We start from the raw sequence: 18761 nt of genomic DNA, 5'->3' as shown, positions 1-18761 counted from the left end.
TGCGAAGGCTATGCCCGGCCGGCCGTCTCCTCGTCACGCAGCTGGCGTCGCAGCACCTTGCCGACATTGGTTTTCGGCAGCTCGTCACGAAACTCGACGTGCTTGGGCACCTTGTAACCGGCCAATTCCTTCTTGCACCATTCGCGCAGACTCGTTTCATCGAGGCTCTCGTCCCTGGCCACCACGAACAGCTTGACCACTTCACCACTATTCTCGTCGGGGACTCCCACGGCAGCCACTTCGATCACGCCCGGATGGGCCGCCACCACATCCTCGACCTCGTTGGGATACACGTTGAACCCCGACACCAAAATCATGTCTTTCTTGCGATCGACGATCCTGATGTAGCCGTCCTCCTGCAGGACCGCAATGTCGCCGGTGTGGAACCAACCATCACCGCTGAGGACCTTGACGGTCTCCTCGGCGCGGTTCCAATAGCCCTTCATCACCTGTGGCCCCTTGACGCATAGCTCGCCCGGCTCGCCGAATGGCAAGGCATTGCCGTCGGCATCGACCACCTTCACCGCGGTGCCCGCCACCGGCTTGCCGATAGTGCCCAATTGAATGGAATCGATCGGATTGAAGCTGACGATCGGCGAGGTTTCGGTCAGGCCATAGCCCTCGGCGATGGGGCAACCGGTAACCTCCTCCCAGCGGCTGGCGGCAGCCTTCGTCAACGCCATGCCTCCCGAAATGGTCAGGTGCAGGCGGGAGAAATCCAGGCGGCGAAAATCCTCACGATTGCACAGCGCATTGAACAGCGTATTGAGTCCGATAAAAGCAGTGAATTTGACCTTCTGAAGCTCCTTGACGAAGTTATCCAGATCGCGCGGATTGGTAATCAGGATCGAGTGGTTGCCGGTCTCCATCAAGAACAGGCAGTTCACCGTGAACGTATAAATGTGGTAGACCGGCAGCGGCGCGATCACCACCTCCTTGCCCTCGTCAAGGCCCGGACCAATGGCCGCACGCGCCTGCAGCATATTGGCTACCAGGTTGCAATGGGTCAGCATGGTGCCCTTGGGCAGGCCGGTGGTGCCTCCGGTATATTGCAGAGCGGCGACATCGTCGAGTTGGCGCTCGACCTCACGGTGCTGACGCGAAGCACCCAGCTTGAGTGCGCTGCGAAACGGCACCGCCATCGGCAGCGAAAAGGCGGGCACCATCTTCTTGACGTGCTTGACGACCGCGTTGATCAGAAAACGCTTTGGTAGACCGTGTAGATCGCCGAGCTCGGTCACCAGTACGTGCTCGATGTCGGTACGGTCCAGCACCTTCTCGAGTTTTTGCGCCATGTTGGCCAGGATGAGGATCGCGCGTGCGCCCGAATCCTTGAACTGATGAGCCATTTCACGCTCGGTATAGAGCGGATTGGTGTTGACCACGACCAGACCGGCACGTAGTGCACCGAATACCGCCACCGGAAACTGCAACACGTTGGGCAGTTGGATGGCGATGCGATCGCCTGGTTGCAGCCCGGTTTCGTGCTGCAACCAGGCGGCGAAATTGGCCGAGAGACGATCGAGCTCGTTGAAAGTGAGCGTCTGTCCCATGCAGGTAAACGCCGGATTGTCGGCATACTGCTTGACGGCCGCATGGAAAACATCCATCAGCGACCGATACTCCTCCATGCCCTTCAGCTCAGGTCCATTGAGAACGTGGGCGTTGGCGTGCTCACTCATTGGCGCTTTCTCCGCAGCAGCGTCGACGTATCGCTCACCCTCGACATCGACGATTCTTATTGTGGCTAGCCCTTTACGATATACCAGGCGCGGCGCCACTGTAAAACAGGCGATTCAAACAGTCGTTCAACCACTCGCTTGCGCAGCATCGTCCTGACTCCCAAGCTGGGCAAGGAACCACGGAAAGGCAAGTCGTGCGTTTCTACGTTACGGCGCAAAGGCAGAGGAGTCGGGCGTGAGCCTGGCCAGAATCCTGCCCTGCCGCCAGATCAACAGCTCTCCGGGAACCATGCGCACCCAGGCTTCATTGCTGGTCAACGGCTCGGTCGCCATGACCGAAACGATATCGTCGGGCGTGGTATGCTCGGCGAAATTGACCGTCAACTCGGCATCGGAGAGTTCCGCACGGCCGAACGGAGCACGCCGGGTGATATGTGCCAGCCTGGTTGAACAATAGGTGTAAAGAAATTCACCATCAGCCAGCAGCATGTTGAACACTCCCTTGGCACGCAAGGTTTCGCACAGGCAGTGGAGCCGTTGCCATAGCGCCCGGTGCCGCTCGCCCAGCGCAGCGTCGCACGCCACAAGCTCGGGTGCTTCGGGAAAGCCCTCTCGCAGAGCGGCGAGCAGCCAGCAGAACGCATGCTCGCTGTCGGTATCGCCCACCGGACGATAGAAGCTGAGCGGCAGGGCCTGCCAGCCTTCAAGCTGGCCGTTATGAGCGTAGCACCAGGTTCTGCCCCACATTTCGCGGGTAAAGGGATGGGTATTGGCCAGGCGAATCTGGCCGACGTTGGCCTGACGAATATGGCTAATGGCGATATGCGACTTGATGGGATAGTCGGTGATCAGCCGGGCGATGGGCGAGCGCACCGAGGGATGCGGATCACGAAAATCGCGGTAGCCACCTGCCTCGTAGAAGGCGATGCCCCATCCATCACGATGCGGTCCGGTACCACCGCCGCGATGCAGGAAGCCGGTGAAGCTGAAACAGATGTCGGTGGGCACGTTGGCGCTCATGCCCAACAGCTCACACATGCGGTTCCTCCCGTTGCGTGGGGCGCCGGCGCAGCACTATCAATCGCCACACCCCCAGCGACAGTAGCGTGGCGACAACCAGCGCCCAGCTTCGCGGGTCGCGCATCGCCTCGTCGAACCAGGTGGAGAGTAGCGGACGCCATTCGCCCCAGCGCTCCTGGGTGAGCCGGGGAAGCGCCTGCACCTGCCGTACGACACGCGCGACCGGCTCCGGCAAGCTCGTCGTTTCGCGCTCCGGCTGCATTGGGGCCAGCTCATCATGGAAACGCGTCACCTCCAGGGCCGTCTGGGCATCGACCTGGTCGATGGCGGTGTCCACCCCGGGGAACAGCATCAGACGTGGTAGCGATAGTTCGCGAGTTTCGCCATTCATGACCACTTCGGCATGCAGCATCAGCGGCACGCTAAGCGCCGTGTCCAGTTCCGGCAAGGCCATGATCCAGCGTCGCGCATCGTCTGGCTCGGCCTCGAGCCGTACGCCCTGAAGCTGGCCAAACACCCGCGTATTGTCACGGTCGAGATTCGGATGCTCGGCAACAAGCAGCACGCGCTCATTGGCGGCGTCGTGGCGCGCTGCGATGGCCGGCTGCACATTGACCGGCTGACTCCGCTGACGGCGAAAGCCCTGCCCCTCGGCACGCACCACGAACTGAAAAGAGCCGGTCAGCGCCGGTGCCGGGAGCCGACCGACAAAGCGATCTCCTTGCGATTTTAGCACTACGGCTGACTGTACGGTTTCCGCCTCGCCCTGCAGTTCCGCCGTCAAACGCAAGTGCAAGGGCAACGCCTGCTCTTCCAGCGGCTGGCCATCACGACTCAGCCAGGCCTCCACGGGAACATCGAAGCCCAAGTAAAGGGTCGCCGGCACGCCGTCGGTCTGCAGGTTGAGAGGCGATTCGATGGTGATACGGCTCGACTGTCCGGGCTCACCCTCCAGGCGCCACTGGCCGGGTTGCGGATTGGGCACCCGCACCAGATCGTAGCGGGATTCACTGCGCCATTCGGCTCCCTCGGGCGGCGCCTCCGCACTGAAGCGACGCCCGTCCGGCGCCACCAGTCCCGGCGCTTCCTCGCCGCGAAACAGCAACGCCGTGAACCCCTCCAAGCCGGGTTCGATGAGAAAGCGCTGATCGGTCACCGGTACCTGATCGCTGGGGAAGATGCGATCGGCGATATCAAGGAAGGCACCCAGCAGGGCGTCGGGATTCTTCACCGGTGCCGACAAGCCGCCGGTCATCTGGGCAAGCCGCTCCACCAAGTCGAGATCGGCCTCATCGGAAAAGGCGATGGCGTGTACCACGGTGCCCTCGCTGGCCAGCCGCGGGCCGAGCTCCTCGAGCAGCGACTGGCGTGAGGCATCGTCGATCGCCGGCTTGGTGCCGCGCCAGTTGGGCAGATCGATCATACCATCGGTCAGCAGCACCAAATGACGCTGTCCCTCGGCTTCGACAACCGAGGCTTCGTAGAGAGCGGATTCAATGTCGGTGTACTGCTGATAATCGCTCAGGCGTGACGTTAGGGCTCGGGCTCGCTCTCGCCAAGCGGTATTGACCGTCTCCGGTGGCAGCGGATTGGCCACCCGCTCGCCGAATGTCCAGATGCCGACCCTGATGCCGCCGGGCATCAGAGCCACGAGCAGGTCCAGGGCCTCGGCGGCGAGCTGGTCGGGATCGTTACGACGCATGCTGCCCGAGACGTCGATGATGATTCTCACTTCGGGCACCTCGGGCCGCTCCCCGACGGGTTCGGCACCCAGGTGACTGCTCAACATCAGCGCACCGACCAACCCAATCAGCCCGTGCCAACCCTTCTTGCTTACCCTCCCCATCGGGGCTCCCTAGCCGATCAACGGCTCCCGGCGCTCGCGCGGCTCACGGGGTCCCTCGCCGTTGCGGCCATCGCGCCTTGCGTTATTGTCATCTTCTCTTCCCTCGGGCTCACTGCCCGAACGGAACCACCACCATTGCAGCAGGCCGAGAGCGACCCCCAGTCCCGCCCCGGCGGCGACCAGCAACCCCGACGAGAGCAGGGTCGAGGCGTTGCGCTCGAGAAAGGCGACGGATGCCACCACCACGGCCGGTGCCAGACCGATGTAGAATTCCCCCTCTTCCACCAGTGGCAGTCGGAAGCGCGTCGGTATCCAGAGGATGCCGGCCACAGCCCAGGTGATCGGCAAGCGCAGCATGCGCGGCAGGAAGGACAGTGCCAGATAGCCGCTCAGCAGCACGACCAGCGACAAACCCAGATAGGTAAGCCATAGTAGAGACATCGAATCGGTGGTCAGCATTCACTACCTCGGTCTTGCGTTACGATCCGCCGATGAACGGATCGTACACGATGGAAAGTCACTGTCAGTATGGTACACGCGAGTCAATGAAAGCACAGCCACCACATTCCACGCCCCCGCCTGCAGACGAAGGCGAGCAAGTTCGCTCGCCCGTCGTGCGCTTCCGCCGCGATGATGACCCCGAATGGCACTGGCTGGAGGACCGCAACGACCCTCAGGTCACGGCCTTTCTCGAAGCGACAAACAAGGAATCGCAGGCCTGGATGGCGCCGCTCGAAGACCTGGTGGAACGGCTCTACCATGGACATCTGTCGCGTCGTGAGCTGGCCGTTCATGGCTTGCGCACTTCGCTCGATCACTTCACCTACTGGAGCGAGACCGCCGCCGAGGCCGATTATCCGGTCTGGTGGCGCCATCCCAACGGGCGCGAAGACGAGACAACCCCGTTTCTCGATCTACAGGCCCGCGCGGCGGAGCATCGTTTCCTCGAAGTGGGCGACATGGCGCTGTCGCCGGACGAGCGTTGGTTGGCCTGGTCCGAAGACACGAGCGGCGACGAGCGCTTCTCGCTCTACATCAAATCCCTGCCGGACGGCGAACCGCGCCTGCTGCTTGATGAGATCGGCTCCGAGCTGGTCTGGGCCGAAGACAACGTCACGCTGCTGTTCACCCGCTACGACCCCACCCAGCGCCCCGATAGCGTCTGGCGTCTGCCGGTGTGCGAGGGGGTCGCCGGCGAGGCATCGCTGATCCTGCGCGAAGACGACCCCGAGTTCTGGCTAGGACTCGGCAAGACCCGCTCGCGTCAGTGGCTGGTGCTGGAGAGCGCCTCCAAGGACACCAGCGAATGTCATCTGCTCCCCGCGCATACGCCGGACGAGTCGCCACGTTGCTTTCGCCTCCGCGAGAAAGGCGTGGAGTACGGCCTGGAGCATCGCCCCGGAATCTTCTATGTGGCTCACAATCGCGAAGCGCCGCACTTCCGCCTGGACTGGGTACGCGAGGCCGCCCCCGACGACACTTGGCGAACGCTCATCGCCCACCGCGACGATCACACGCTGGAGCATGTGGAAGCCTTCAGTTGGGGGCTGGCATTGACCGAGCGCGACCATCACGAAGCCCAGGTGCGCATTCGTATCATCGAATTCGATGCGGATCATGAGTGCGTACGTGACGAGCGACTGGCCTTGCCGGAATCTCCCTGCAGCGTGACGCTCGACAACATGCCCCACTTCGACGAGCGGCGACTGCTGCTTCGCGAGGAGTCGTTCGTCATGCCGGTGCGTTGGCTGGAGCATGACCTGGAGAGCGGCGCACGACGCGTTCTCAAGACCCAGCCAGTCCATGGCAACCTGCAACCTGAAGCCCTGTGCTGTAAGCGGCTCTGGGCCCGTGCCCACGATGGCGAACGCATCCCGGTATCGGTAGTGATGCGCGCCGATCTGTCCGGCCGGCCACTCCCCACGCTCCTGTACGGCTATGGCGCCTATGGCGAGGTACTCGACCCCTGGTTCTCGGTCGCCAGGCTCGAGCTGCTCTCCCGCGGTATGGCCTTCGCCGTGGCGCACGTGCGAGGTGGCGGTGACCGAGGCGAGCCTTGGTACCTGGCAGGCAAGCTGGAGCACAAGGAAAACAGCTTTCGCGATTTCCTGGCCGCCCGCAACGCTCTCGTTGAAGGCGGCTTCAGCGACGGCGAACGTATCGCTGCCTATGGTGCCAGCGCCGGCGGCCTGCTGGTCGGCGCCAGTCTCAACCTCGCTCCCGAAGCCTTCTGCGCCGCCGTGCTCGACGTGCCCTTCGTCGATGTGCTGCGCACCATGGAGAACCCCGACCTGCCACTGACCACCGCCGAATACACCGAGTGGGGCAATCCCGCTGAACCGGATGCTCGCCGGCGCATCCATGCCTACTCGCCGCTGGACAATCTCTCGCCCCAGCCTTACCCCGCCTTGCTATTGCAGGGTAGCTGGCACGACTCCCGCGTGCCTTACTGGGAGCCCGCCAAGCTCTATGCCCGCCTCACCGAAATGGGAACGGCGCGTGGACCGATACTGCTGCGCACCGACATGACCGCCGGTCACGGAGGCGCCTCGGGGCGATTCAAGGCATGGCACGACAATGCGCGCCAGGATGCCTTCATTCTCTGGGCGCTGGGCCTCGACGACCAGGAGGCGTAATCCGCACCGGCAAGGAAGAACCCGGCACCGGCCGGGTCTGCTGAGGTGGTCGGGCCCCCTTGCAACGTGACTTTCGCACCGCTGCCTCAGCCGTCTATCGGCAGGATGGCGATGACGTAATCCTCCAGCGCCTCTTCGGATACATCGCGCTGGGAGACAGCAAAGCTGCGCACGCTGATGCCCTTGCGGTGGACCCGCTCGGGGTCGCCGGAAATCAGCGGATGCCAGCCGGCCAGCTTGCGCCCTTCTGCCACACGACGATAGGCGCAGGATTTTGGCAGCCAGCGGAACTCATCGACCCGCTGCGGCGTGAGTCGGGAACAGTCCGGCACCCTTTCCTGACGATTGGCATAGTCACTGCAGCGGCAGCTGTGCGTATCCAGCAGCTCGCAGGCGACACCGAGCACGGCCAGGTCGCCCGTCTCCTCATCTTGGTACTTGAGCAGGCAGCACTGGCCGCAACCGTCGCACAGCGCTTCCCACTCTTCGGCGGTGAGCTCCTCGAGGTCGAAGCGTTCCCAGAAGCGCTCTCGCATGATCAGTAGCGCGCCTCGGTGGGTGTACGGTACAAGTCCAGCAAGTACTCATCCTTGACCGGGGGCAGCTGCAGGTAGTACCCCTTCTCGCGGATCGCCGCCATGACGTCGCTGGCGTCGGCGCGTGCCAGGCGCTTCTCGGGCGTCAGAATCAGCGTCATGGTCGAGACCGGCTTGCCGAAGCGCTCCAACAAGGCTTCGGGTACTTCGGCCAATCCCTGCCGCTTGTCGACGTAGAGGTACATCTCCTCCTTGCGCGGACTCTTGAAAATCTCGCACAACACCTTGTCGCCTTGCATTCGATCGTCCGTCATTCGATTTCCACCTCGTCGAGTGCCCGCTGCAGCGGAACTGCCAGGCATTCACCGCGCCAGCCCTCCGGCAGAGGCAAGGGTTCATCGGCCAGATCCGCGGCGACCAGGGCTTCCATTTCGCGCCGACGCATCAGCACCTCCGGCGCCACCCCAAGGTGCTCGGCACGCTCGTTCACCACACGCTTGAGCGCCTTCATGCGACGCTTGTATTCCCCCGCCATGGGCGACGGCAGCGCCTGCGGTAACGACTCTTCCTCACACTGACGCGCCTGCTTCACCAATGCCATCAGCGTATCGCCGTCACGCTTGATCAGACTCGGCTTGATATCCTCGACTTCGGCGAGCTGATAGCGGTTCTCGGGCATACGCTCGGCGATGCCGAAGAGCACCCTGTCGTTGACCAGCCAGCCTCTCGGCAGGTTGCGCCGCCGCGCTTCGCCCTCGCGCCAGGTCGTCAGCAGCCGATAGGCCTCGATTTGCCGAGGCGAAAGTCGCCATAGCTGACGATGGCGACGATACCACTGCCCGTCGGCGTCTTCGCTGCGCAGCGCCTGGGCAAGCAGTTCGCGGCAGTCTGCCTCGAGCCAGTCGCGCCGATCCAGCCGCTCCAGGGCTTCTCGCTGGTGCTCCCAGACCTTGAGCAGAAACACAACGTCCAGCGCCGCGTAAAGGCACTGGGCTTCGCTCAGAGGACGCTGCAGCCAGTCGGAGCGGGTCTCGTCCTTGGGCAGGACCTCGCCGGTCCAGTGCTGCACCAGTCGCTGATAACCCATGGCCGGGTCTTCACCCAGCAGGGCCTGGGCAACCTGGGTGTCCACCAGCGGGGCTACCGCCACGTCGGCCCAGTGCGCCAACACCTCGAGGTCTTCGCTGCTGGCATGCAGAAGCTTGAGCGGCCCCTCACCGAGCAGGCGCCGGAAGGCGTCCGTGCAGTCGACAACAAGCGGGTCGACCAGCCAAGCGGGGCCACCCGCGGAAAACTGGATCAAGGCCGGCACCGGATGGAAGGTCTTTTCACGGAAGAATTCGGTGTCCAGCGCGATCACCTCCGCCTGGGCGACTTCGCCACAGGCGGCATCCAAGGCCTCGGCGGTATCGATCCAGCGAATGTCAGGGGTCAAGGTCATGCTTCGTCCAGCAAAGTCTCGGTTGGGCGACGATCACTCGCCGCGAAACGGTAGCCGTCCATTGAAGGCGCGGCTCAGTGTGCCGCCGTCGACATATTCGAGCTCGCCGCCCATCGGCACGCCGTATGCCAGCCGCGAGAGCGTGACGCCATGAGGCGCAAGCTGGGCGGCAATATAGTGTGCCGTGGCCTCGCCCTCCACGGTGGGGTTGGTCGCAAGGATCACCTCAGCCACGCCTCCTGCAGCCACACGCGCCTCCAGCTGTTCGAGCCCGATATCCTCGGGCCCGACTCCGTCGAGCGGCGAGAGATGCCCATGCAGTACGAAATAGCGGCCGCGATACCCCCCCGCTTCCTCGATGGCGAGCTGATCGGCGGGCGATTCTACCACGCACAGCAAAGCGTCATCGCGCCGGCCGCTGGTGCAGAGTACGCACACCTCCTCCTCTGTGAGGGTTCGGCAGCACCGACAATAACCCACCTGCTCGAGCGCCTGTTCGAGCACGCCGGCCAAGCGCCGGCCACCATCGCGATCGCGTTCGAGCAGGTGCATGGCCATGCGTTGGGCAGTCTTGGGGCCCACGCCAGGCAGCACCCGCAGCGACTCCATCAGCCGCTCGACAAGGGGAGAAAAGCTCATTGAGTACCTCTGGCTGACGCTTGAGCGAGCGAAGAGCAGGCAGGGCAAAAGGATCCTCGCGAATGCAGCGTCCACGCAGAGTCGACGGTACCTTCGACAGGATCACCGATGCGGCTCGATCGAGCGCGTTTCAGACCTTAGAACGGCATCTTGAAGCCCGGCGGCAGATTGAGCCCCGCCGTGGCCTCCTCCATCTTCGTTCGGGAGGTCGTCTCGACCTTGCGCACCGCATCGTTGACCGCAGCGGCCAGCAGATCCTCGAGCAGCTCCTTGTCCTCTTCCATGACACTCGGATCGATGTCGACCTTGCTTACGTCGTGGCGCCCGTTCATGGTGACCTTGACCATGCCGGCCCCGGCTTCGCCGGTCACCTCGGCCTTGGCGATCTCCTCCTGCACACGCTGCATCTTCTGCTGCATTTCCTGGGCCTGCTTCATCAAGTTGCCCATTCCACCTTTCATCATGTCCGTTCCTCTCGATAGGCAAAATCGAAACTGTGGGGTGTCAGGCCCGCGGTGCGATACCCGCCGGCTTGACGGTCGATGCGATCAGGCGCGCACCGAAGGCTTCCTGTAGCTGCTGAACGTGGGGATCCCGCTCCAGGGCGGCCACGGCCTCGGCTTGTCGCTCGGCGGCAATTCGCTCAGCCTGCTGACGGGGGGTTTCCACCTCCCCCGGCAATGGACCCGGCACGATCGCGAGCTGCCGCGCCACGCCGATCGCGGCAAGCGCCTCCTGAACGCGACGCTCGTGAATCTCGGCGTTCATGGCCTCCTGCGATGGGTCGAGGCGCAAGGTCAAACGGTTGCCGTCGTCGGCTTCGACCACGCAGTGCGCCGCAAGGTTGCGCGTCAGCCCCCCCAGGCCCAAGGAATCGAAGCTGGCGAGCCAACGCCCATGATCCCAGCGTTCCCCGGACGAGGAATCGGCCATCGGCGTCTCAGCGTGAGCCGCGGTGTGCTTCCTCTCGGTGGCCGGGACTTCGTCGTTGGCCACCGGTTCGCGGAAGGAAGTCGACTCAGGCGCTTCGAGTACGGCAACGTCGGTGTCGTCCGCTTCCAGGCTCGTGTTGCCGAGGCGAGCCTCGGAATGCATCGCTTCACCGTGCGTCTCGCCGTCGCTCGACTCGGCATGGCGGGGCGCAGCGGTTTCGGAAAATGCAGAAGTGGCCCTCGATGTCGGAGCCGGCGAGGCGTCTTCCCAGGGCGGAGGCGGCTCCGGGGCCATGCTCGCTTCGGCTGAAGGTAGCGAACTCGAGCTCGACATCGGCTCGGCCGGAGAGGCCGGCTCGCTCGGCACCGGCTCGGGAGCCGGCCGCTGCGCTGGCCTGGCCGCCGTTTCCCCTGAAGGCGGCGGTGCGTCAGGCGCGCCCTGGTTCGACTGTGCCGAGCCCCCACCATTCTCGCCACGCAGCGGTAGCGGGGCTGTGGCCGGCTGCGGTACGCCCTGCGGGCGGAAAGCCAACATGCGCAGCAGGGCCATCTCAAGTGCGGTGCGCAGATCGGGCGCATGCTCCATGTCGCCTCGCCCCTGAACGCCAATTTGATAATAGAGCTGCACGTCCTCAGCAGTGAAGCGCGAAGCCAGCGTCAGTATCGCGTCGCGATCGCCGTGACCGTTGTCCACCGCATCGGGCACCATCTGAGCCACGGCCAGGCGATGCAGCACGGCGGTGACATCATCGAGTACGGCAGCGAAATCGGGGCCCTGCTCGGCCAGCCGGGCCACCTCGCACAAGACGCGGGCGGCATCGATGTCGGCTAAAGCCTCGACCAACGCCAGCACGTGGCGATGATCCAGTGTGCCGAGCATGGCGGCAACGTCGGCATGGCGTACCTGGCCTTGGCCAAAAGCGATCGCCTGGTCGGTGAGGCTCATGGCGTCACGCATCGAACCGTCGGCGGCGCGTCCCAGTAGCCATAGCGCACTCTCCTCGAAGCCGATCTCTTCGGCCTCGAGCACCTTGGCCAAGTGGCTGACGATGCGCTCCGGCGGCATGTTCTTGAGCGTGAACTGCAGGCAACGCGACAGCACTGTAGCCGGCAGCTTCTGCGGATCGGTGGTCGCCAGCAGAAACTTGACGTGGGGCGGCGGTTCCTCGAGCGTCTTGAGCAACGCGTTGAAACTGCTGGTCGAAAGCATGTGCACCTCGTCGATAAGGTACACCTTGTAGCGGCCCTGGGTCGGTGCGTATTGCACGTTGTCCAGCAGCTCGCGGGTGTCTTCGACCTTGGTGCGCGAGGCGGCGTCGACCTCGATCAGGTCGACGAAGCGCCCTTCGTCGATGGCACGGCAGCTGTCGCACTCGCCACAGGGCGACGAGGTCACGCCATCGTCGCCGAGCCCACCGGCGGTGCAATTGAGACACTTGGCCAGGATTCTCGCCAGCGTGGTCTTGCCCACCCCCCGTGTACCGGTGAACAGGTAGGCGTGGTGCAAGCGTCCCTGATCGAGGGCGTTGACCAGAGCACGCTGGACGTGCTCCTGGCCCACCAGCTCATGGAACGTGCGCGGCCGCCACTTGCGGGCCAGGACCTGATAGCTCATGCGGCATGGAATCCTTGCAGCTGGGCTGGCTGGCAGCCGGTCTGGGAGCGTCGTCATGGCCGGGGAGCGCCCGCCATGACAGCCTGAAATTAACGGTTTATTCTACCGGTTAAGGCCAGGGGCGCAAAGCCATGTCAGCCGACGCCGCCACGGTAGTCGCAAAGCAGCGCCTGCCCCTCCTCGCGCAGAAAGCCGAGCGCCTTGACCTCCTTCCAGTCATCGCGATAGACCAGCCCGAAGCTGAACTCCATGGCCGGCGAGAAGGGGCGCATCACCACGCCGTCTCGGGGAGCGAGCTGATCCTGGGCGGTGATCGGGTTCATCACCGTGATGCCCACATGGCTGGCCACCAGGGCAGTGATGGTACCGATGTTGGCCTCCGTCTTGCCGGCGATCCGTACGCGGTGCTGACTGGCCAGCTCGAGCAGTGGGTTGGTGCTGAGGCTCGGTTGGTTGCTGATGACCAGATGCTGATCACGCAGATCCTGCACGTCGATGCGCTCGCGCACCGCCAGGTCATGCCCCTGCGGTACCAGGCACACCGCCTCGGTGGTGAACCAGGGCTCCACCCGCAGCACCCGCGAGGTGATCGGTAGGGTGACGAAGCCGATATCGGCGTGACTCGACTCCACCGCAAGCTGCACCTCGTGACTCGACATCATGTCGAGGCTGACGCTGAAATTCCGGTTGTACTCCAACAGCGCCGCCACCAGCCGCGGCACGAATCCGAACGACAGTCCAGGTATCGCGGCAATGCGCAGCCGCGAGGTACCGAACTCCTTTAGCGCCAGCACGCTGTGGCGCAGCTCCTCGATATTGCCCATCAGGCGCAGGATCTCATCGTAGAGCTCGCGTGCCTCGGGCGTCGCCACCAGGCGGTTTTTCTCGCGCAGGAACAGCTGTATCCCCAGATTCTCCTCGAGCTGAGCCAGCGAGCGGCTCACCCCCGACTGGGTGATGCCCAGAGTGCGCGCCGCCTGGGAGGCGGTACCCGCCTCGAACAGGGTCTTGAAGATCGCCAGCGCCTTGAGCGAATGAATGGTGACGTCAGCCATGAGCAAAACTCATCGAATTCAATAAAAAGATCATATATTGAAATACTCGGCGTTCGCTACATAGACTGCTGAACAACCGTTCACCGATGCATAACGATAACGAGCGAGCCAATGGACCCATCCCCTCTCTTCTATCAAGCAGGGCCTGCCCTGCCCGAGGTCAGCCACGCCAAGGGCGTCTACCTGTGGGACGATACCGGCAAGCAGTACCTGGATGGCTGCTCCGGCGCCATCGCCTGCAACCTGGGTCACGGCCGCGACGACATCCGCGACGCCATGCTCGCCCAGCTCGACCGCGTGGCCTTCACCTACCGCACCCAGTTCGAGAATGCCCCGGCGGTCGCCCTGGCCGAGACCCTGATCGCCCTCACCCACCGGCAGTTGGAGAAGGTGTTCTTCGTCTCCAGCGGCTCGGAGGCGGTGGAGTCGGCGCTCAAGCTGGCGCGCCAGTACTTCGTCGCCCGGGGCGAACCGCAGCGCCAGCGCTTCGTCTCGCTGCGCCCCTCCTACCACGGCAGCACCCTGGGGGCGCTGGGCGTGACCGGCTACGGGCCGCTGGAAGCCCCCTTCACCGACATCTTCACCGCTTCGCTCAAGGTGCCTGGCCCCGACTTCTATCGTCATGGCGAAGCCAACGACGCCCGGCACGTGGCACGGGTGCTGGAGGAAACCCGCGCCACCATCGAGGCCGCCGGCCCCGAGACGATCATCGCCTTCGTGCTCGAGCCGGTGGGCGGAGCCAGCACCGGCGCGCGCCTGCTCGACCGGCACTACCTGGAAGGCGTGCGTGCGCTGTGCGTCGAGTTCGACTGCCTGTTGATCTTCGACGAAGTGTTGACCGGCGTCGGCCGTACCGGCGCCTGGTTCGCCTACCAGCACTACGGCGTTACGCCCGACCTGCTGGCCACCGCCAAGGGACTCGGTGCCGGTTACTACCCGGTGGGGGCGGTGCTATCGCGTGCCGATATCGTCGCGACGATCATGGCCTCGGGCGGTTTCCAACACGGCCATACCTATGCCGGCAACCCGCTGGCCTGCGCCACCGGACTGGCGGTTGTCGATGCCATGCAGCGCGAGCACGTGCTCGACAACGTGGCGGCCCGCGGCCGCGAATTGAAGGAGGGACTGCAGGCGCTCAAGGCCCGCTTTCCCTGGGTCGGCGACGTGCGCGGCCTGGGGCTGCTATGGGGCGTGGAGCTGGTCGCCGATGCCGATACCAAGGCGCCCTTCCCCGCCGAGCAGAACCGCTTCGCCCGCATCACGTCGCTGGCCAGGGAGGAAGGACTGCTGATCTATCCGCGGCGCACGCTGAATGGCGTAGCCGGCGACCACTTCCTGGTCACCCCGCCGCTGACCATCGACGCCGCCGACATCGCCGAGCTACTGGTCCGGCTCGAACGCACCATGCTGCGCTTCGACCGCGAGGTGACCGCCTCGACCGCCAAGGCCGCGACACCCTGATCGCCAGAGGGAAAAGGCATCCTCATGACGCTACTCAATCGGAAACATCGCGCCATCGACGAGGCCATCGCCGCCATTCCGCACGGCGCCTCGATCATGGTCGGCGGCTTCGGCTCGCCGGGCACGCCCTTCGCCCTGGTCGACGAGCTGCTGGCCCAGGGCCAGCGCGACCTCACCCTGATCAAGAACGACGCCAACGAACCGGGCATCGGCATCGGCAAGCTGATCGCGGCCGGCCGGGTACGCCGCTTGATCACCTCGCACATCGGCCTCAATCGCGATGCCATCGCGGCGATGAACCGCGGTGAGCTGGAGGTGGAGCTGTTCCCCCAGGGGCTTCTCGCCGAGAAGATCCGCAGCGCCGGCGCCGGCCATCACGCCTTCATCACCGACATCGGCCAGGGCACCGAGATCGCCGGCAAGCGCCGCGAAATCGAGCTGGATGGCCGCACCTGGGGCATCGAGCCGGCACTCTACGCCGATTTTGCCCTGGTCCACGCCGAGCGCGCCGACCGCTACGGCAACCTGATCTACCGTGCCACCGCCAGCAACTTCAACCCGCTGATGGCCATGGCCGCCGACATCGTCATCGCCCAGGCCTACCGGGTCGACGAGCCCGGCAGCCTGGGCCTCGAGGCGATCCACACCCCCTGCGCCTTCGTCAGCCAGGTAGTGGAAGTCGCTCGCGACACCAGCGAACAAGGGAGGCGCCTCCATGTCGGCTGATCAGCAACGCATCCTCGCCCGCGCCGCCCGCGAGGTGATCCCGGGGCAGATCGTCAACCTCGGCATCGGCCTGCCCACTCAGCTGTTCCACTACCTGCCCGACGAGATGGAGGTGCTGGTGCACTCCGAGAACGGCGTGCTGGGCTGTCGCCCGCGCCATCCGGACGAGGCGCCGGACTGGGACATGATCGACTCCGGCGGCGCCTACATCGCCACACGCCCCGGCGCCAGCGTGTTCGACAGCGCCATGTCCTTCGCCATGATCCGCCGTAGCCGCGTGGACATCACTTTCATGGGCGCCTTCGAGGTCGACGAGCTGGGCAACCTGGCCAACTGGAAGATCCCCGGCAAGTTCTCGCCGGGCATCGGCGGCGCCATGGAGCTGGCGCAGAAGGTCAGGCGCCTGGTGATCCTCTGCTCGCACAACGACAAACACGGCAATCCCAAGATACTCAAGCGCTGCCGCCTGCCGCTCACCGCCGAGCGCTGCGTGTCACGCATCGTCACCGACAAGGCAGTGCTTGATGTCACACCGCAAGGGCTCGCCGTGGTGGATATCGCCGAAGGATTGAGCGTGGCCGAGCTGCGCGAGGCCACCGAGGCCGAACTGATCGTCGACGAGCGTCGACTGGGGAGGTTCTGATGCTGAGCGCCATCGAGAAACGCATCGTCGCGCGCTGCGAAGCGCTGATGGACGACACCCTGGCGCTGACCCGCGACCTGGTGCGCGGCTATAGCGTGCTGGGCGAGGAGCACGACGCACTCAAAACCATGGAAGGCTGGTTCGAACGCCTCGATCTGCCGGTCACCCGGGTGCCGCTGGATTCCCCGGGCTTCGCCGACCACCCCCATCGAGCCCCCGTCGAATGGGACTCCACGGGGCGCTACAACCTGGTGGCCCGGCTCAACGCCGACGCCCCGGGGCCGCACTTGGTGTTCAACGGCCACCTCGACGTGGTGCCGGCCGAGCCCAACGACATGTGGACCCGCCCGCCCTGGGAGCCCTGGGAGAAGGACGGCTGGCTCCATGGCCGTGGGACCGGCGACATGAAGGCCGGGATCGCCGCCATGACCCTGGCCGTACAGGCGGTACGCGAGGCCGGGGACACCATCGACTTCCCGCTGACCCTGCAGACGGTGATCGAGGAGGAGTGCACCGGCAACGGCGCCCTGGCCTGTCTGCACCAGGGCTACAGCGGCGACTTCGTGCTGATCCCCGAGCCCTTCGGCGCCCGGATCTATGCCGGCCAGGTCGGTGTGCTGTGGTTCCGCATGCGCCTGGATGGCGTGCCGGCCCACGTGCTCGACACCCGTGCCGGGCGCAACGCCATCGAGACCCTGGTCGAGTATCTGCCCGCCTTCAAGGCGCTGGAGGCCGAGATCAACGGCCTGCCGCGCCAGGCCCCCTACGACGCCCTCGACAGCCCCTTCAACCTCAGCATCGGCAAGATCGAGGGGGGTAACTGGGCCTCCAGCGTGCCCGCCCATGCCACCCTCGAGGGACGCGTGGGCTTCCCGCCGGGCATGACGTCCGACGCGGTAATGGATCGCGTGCGGCGGTGCATCGCGGCGCGCCACGCCGAACTTGCCGACGGCAGTCCCGCGCCCCGGGTGGAATTCCACGGCTTCCGCTCCGAAGGCCATCTGGTCGACCTCGAGGCGCCAGGCATCGCCCTGCTTTCGCGCTGCCACCAGGATCTGCTCGGCGAGCCGCCGGCCACCTACCTCTCCACCTGCACCACCGACCTACGCGCTTTCCACGTCAGCGGCGCGATCAACGGCACCTGCTACGGGCCGGTCGCCCAGCGCATCCACGGCGTCGACGAGTGCGTCGAGATCGATTCGATCCGTCACGTGCTGACTACCTACGCGCTGTTCATTCACCGCTGGGCGGAGATGGCCAGAGCCGCAGGAGATCCTTCATGAAGGAAGCGTATCTCGTCGACTACGCCCGCACCGCCTTTACCCGCGCCCACCCGCGCAAGCCGGAGACGGACGGCTGGGCCAACACCCGTGGCGACGCCCTGCTCGCCAAAGTGATCGACGCCCTACTCGAGCGCACCGGCCTCGACCCACAGGCGGTGGAGGATCTCAGCGTCGGCTGTGCGCTGCCGGTCAAGGATCAGTGGAGCTTTGGCGGGCGCTACCCGCTGTGGCTGTCACAGCGGCTCGGACCACATGGCCGCGCGTGTGCCAGCCGCCAGATCGACCAGCAGTGCGGCTCGGGGCTGGCCGCCCTGCGCAGCGCCGCCCGCGAGATCCAGGCCGGCGCGGTGGAAGTGGCCATGGCGGGCGGCTTCGAGAACATGACCCGCGTGCCGATGGGCCCCGCGCTGTTCAAGGAAGGCGTACTGACCACCCCCAGTACCTTACAGAACGCTCCCTGGCTCGAACTCGACCTGGCGCTGAACATGGGGCTCACCGCCGAGCGCCTGGCGGAGTCGGCCGGCATCGCGCGTAACGAGCTGGATAAATTCACCCTTGAATCCCACCAACGCGCGGCCCGAGCCAACGCCGAAGGCCACTTCGAAGGTGAACGCCTGGCACTGGCCAACCCCGCCGGTGAAACGATTGCACGCGACGCCAATATTCGCCCCGACACCAGCGCGGCACGGCTCGCCGGGCTCGACCCGGTATTTCTCGAAGGTGGCCGGATCACCGCCGGCAACAGCTCGCCGCTGACCTCGGGCGCCGCCGCCACGCTGCTGATGTCGGCAACGGCTGTAGAGCGCCATGGTGCCAAGCCGTTGGCGCGCATCGTGGCATTCGCCGACGTGGGCGTGGCCCCCGAATCCATGGGCGCCGGAGCCGCTGCGGCCGCCCAGCAGGCACTGGCCCAGGCCGGCCTGCGCCCGGAGCAGATCGACGCCTGGGAGATCAACGAGGCGTTCGCCGCCGTGCCGCTTCACGCCATGTGCCAGCTCGGGCTCGATCCCGCCAGGGTCAACGTCTGGGGCGGCGCTCTGGCACTGGGTCACCCGCTAGGGGCCACCGGCGTGCGCCTGGCTGGAACGCTTTCGCGCATCCTTGCCGAGCGTGGCGGCCGCTACGGCTGTGCCACCGCCTGCATGGGCGGCGGCCAAGGAATTGCCGTGATTCTTGAACGCATGTGACGGCGCAGGGAATGCTTGCTAATCTCGAACATTTGAATTTAGCAATAGCTAAAGGGAGA

General features: G+C 65.1%; 17 protein-coding genes. 6 read left to right on the top strand and 11 right to left on the bottom strand.

Annotated features, from left to right (window positions below; genetic code table 11):
* Positions 1-8 precede the first annotated feature (8 nt).
* The 4 genes from F0A17_RS14765 to F0A17_RS14750 form a co-directional block, all read right to left on the bottom strand.
* Positions 9-1682, bottom strand: a complete 1674-nt coding sequence (locus F0A17_RS14765) for an AMP-binding protein (RefSeq protein WP_149329101.1) — start codon at positions 1680-1682, stop codon at positions 9-11.
* 207 nt (positions 1683-1889) lie between these two features.
* Entirely contained in the window at positions 1890-2720 is an 831-nt protein-coding gene (locus F0A17_RS14760) for a class II glutamine amidotransferase (protein ID WP_149329100.1), read from the bottom strand.
* Positions 2713-4548, bottom strand: coding sequence for a vWA domain-containing protein (locus tag F0A17_RS14755; RefSeq protein ID WP_149329099.1), 1836 nt, complete (start codon positions 4546-4548; stop codon positions 2713-2715). The genes F0A17_RS14760 and F0A17_RS14755 overlap by 8 nt, the downstream gene beginning before the upstream one ends.
* Before the next feature lie 9 nt (positions 4549-4557).
* Positions 4558-5007: a hypothetical protein gene (locus tag F0A17_RS14750; RefSeq protein WP_149329098.1), complete on the bottom strand. Its 450-nt coding sequence runs from the start codon at positions 5005-5007 to the stop codon at positions 4558-4560.
* An 86-nt stretch (positions 5008-5093) separates the two neighbouring features.
* On the opposite strand from F0A17_RS14750, the gene F0A17_RS14745 reads away from it, so the two are divergent.
* Complete coding sequence (locus F0A17_RS14745; RefSeq protein ID WP_149329097.1) at positions 5094-7184, top strand: S9 family peptidase; 2091 nt, start codon at positions 5094-5096, stop codon at positions 7182-7184.
* Positions 7185-7270: 86 nt separating this feature from the next.
* Here the strand turns inward: F0A17_RS14745 and F0A17_RS14740 are convergent, their stop codons facing one another.
* The 7 genes from F0A17_RS14740 to F0A17_RS14710 form a co-directional block, all read right to left on the bottom strand.
* Positions 7271-7720: a YcgN family cysteine cluster protein gene (locus tag F0A17_RS14740; protein WP_149329096.1), complete on the bottom strand. Its 450-nt coding sequence runs from the start codon at positions 7718-7720 to the stop codon at positions 7271-7273.
* A 2-nt stretch (positions 7721-7722) separates the two neighbouring features.
* Entirely contained in the window at positions 7723-8034 is a 312-nt protein-coding gene (locus F0A17_RS14735) for a YcgL domain-containing protein (RefSeq protein ID WP_149329095.1), read from the bottom strand.
* Positions 8031-9161 carry a ribonuclease D gene (gene rnd / locus F0A17_RS14730; protein ID WP_149329094.1) on the bottom strand — a complete coding sequence of 377 codons (1131 nt, stop codon included), beginning with the start codon at positions 9159-9161 and terminating at the stop codon, positions 8031-8033. Before rnd ends, F0A17_RS14735 begins: the two co-directional genes overlap by 4 nt.
* Positions 9162-9194: 33 nt before the next feature.
* Positions 9195-9800, bottom strand: coding sequence for a recombination mediator RecR (gene recR / locus F0A17_RS14725; RefSeq protein ID WP_149329093.1), 606 nt, complete (start codon positions 9798-9800; stop codon positions 9195-9197).
* 137 nt (positions 9801-9937) lie between these two features.
* The gene (locus F0A17_RS14720) at positions 9938-10264 is read right to left on the bottom strand and encodes a YbaB/EbfC family nucleoid-associated protein (protein WP_149329092.1); all 327 of its coding nucleotides are present in this window, start codon (positions 10262-10264) and stop codon (positions 9938-9940) included.
* A gap of 40 nt (positions 10265-10304) precedes the next feature.
* Positions 10305-12347 (bottom strand): DNA polymerase III subunit gamma/tau, encoded by a 2043-nt coding sequence (gene dnaX, locus F0A17_RS14715; RefSeq protein WP_149329091.1) that lies wholly within the window; start codon positions 12345-12347, stop codon positions 10305-10307.
* 134 nt (positions 12348-12481) lie between these two features.
* Positions 12482-13402, bottom strand: coding sequence for a LysR family transcriptional regulator (locus F0A17_RS14710; protein ID WP_149329090.1), 921 nt, complete (start codon positions 13400-13402; stop codon positions 12482-12484).
* Between the two features lie 111 nt (positions 13403-13513).
* On the opposite strand from F0A17_RS14710, the gene F0A17_RS14705 reads away from it, so the two are divergent.
* Genes F0A17_RS14705 through F0A17_RS14685 form a run of 5 tightly spaced genes read left to right on the top strand, consistent with a single transcriptional unit; the run spans position 13514 to position 18702 of the window.
* On the top strand, positions 13514-14863 hold the full coding sequence (locus F0A17_RS14705) for an aminotransferase family protein (protein WP_149329089.1): 1350 nt from the start codon (positions 13514-13516) through the stop codon (positions 14861-14863).
* A gap of 24 nt (positions 14864-14887) precedes the next feature.
* On the top strand, positions 14888-15589 hold the full coding sequence (locus F0A17_RS14700; protein ID WP_149329088.1) for a CoA transferase subunit A: 702 nt from the start codon (positions 14888-14890) through the stop codon (positions 15587-15589).
* Positions 15579-16232, top strand: a complete 654-nt coding sequence (locus tag F0A17_RS14695) for a 3-oxoacid CoA-transferase subunit B (protein ID WP_149329087.1) — start codon at positions 15579-15581, stop codon at positions 16230-16232. The genes F0A17_RS14700 and F0A17_RS14695 overlap by 11 nt, the downstream gene beginning before the upstream one ends.
* The gene (locus F0A17_RS14690) at positions 16232-17515 is read left to right on the top strand and encodes an ArgE/DapE family deacylase (protein ID WP_149329086.1); all 1284 of its coding nucleotides are present in this window, start codon (positions 16232-16234) and stop codon (positions 17513-17515) included. Before F0A17_RS14695 ends, F0A17_RS14690 begins: the two co-directional genes overlap by 1 nt.
* Positions 17512-18702 (top strand): acetyl-CoA C-acyltransferase, encoded by a 1191-nt coding sequence (locus F0A17_RS14685; RefSeq protein WP_149329085.1) that lies wholly within the window; start codon positions 17512-17514, stop codon positions 18700-18702. Before F0A17_RS14690 ends, F0A17_RS14685 begins: the two co-directional genes overlap by 4 nt.
* Positions 18703-18761: the final 59 nt, after the last annotated feature.

This window comes from Billgrantia pellis, assembly GCF_008297955.1.
Taxonomy (GTDB): domain Bacteria; phylum Pseudomonadota; class Gammaproteobacteria; order Pseudomonadales; family Halomonadaceae; genus Halomonas; species Halomonas pellis.
Note: the sequence above shows the minus strand (reverse complement) of the source record. Positions and strands in the feature narration are given on the sequence as shown.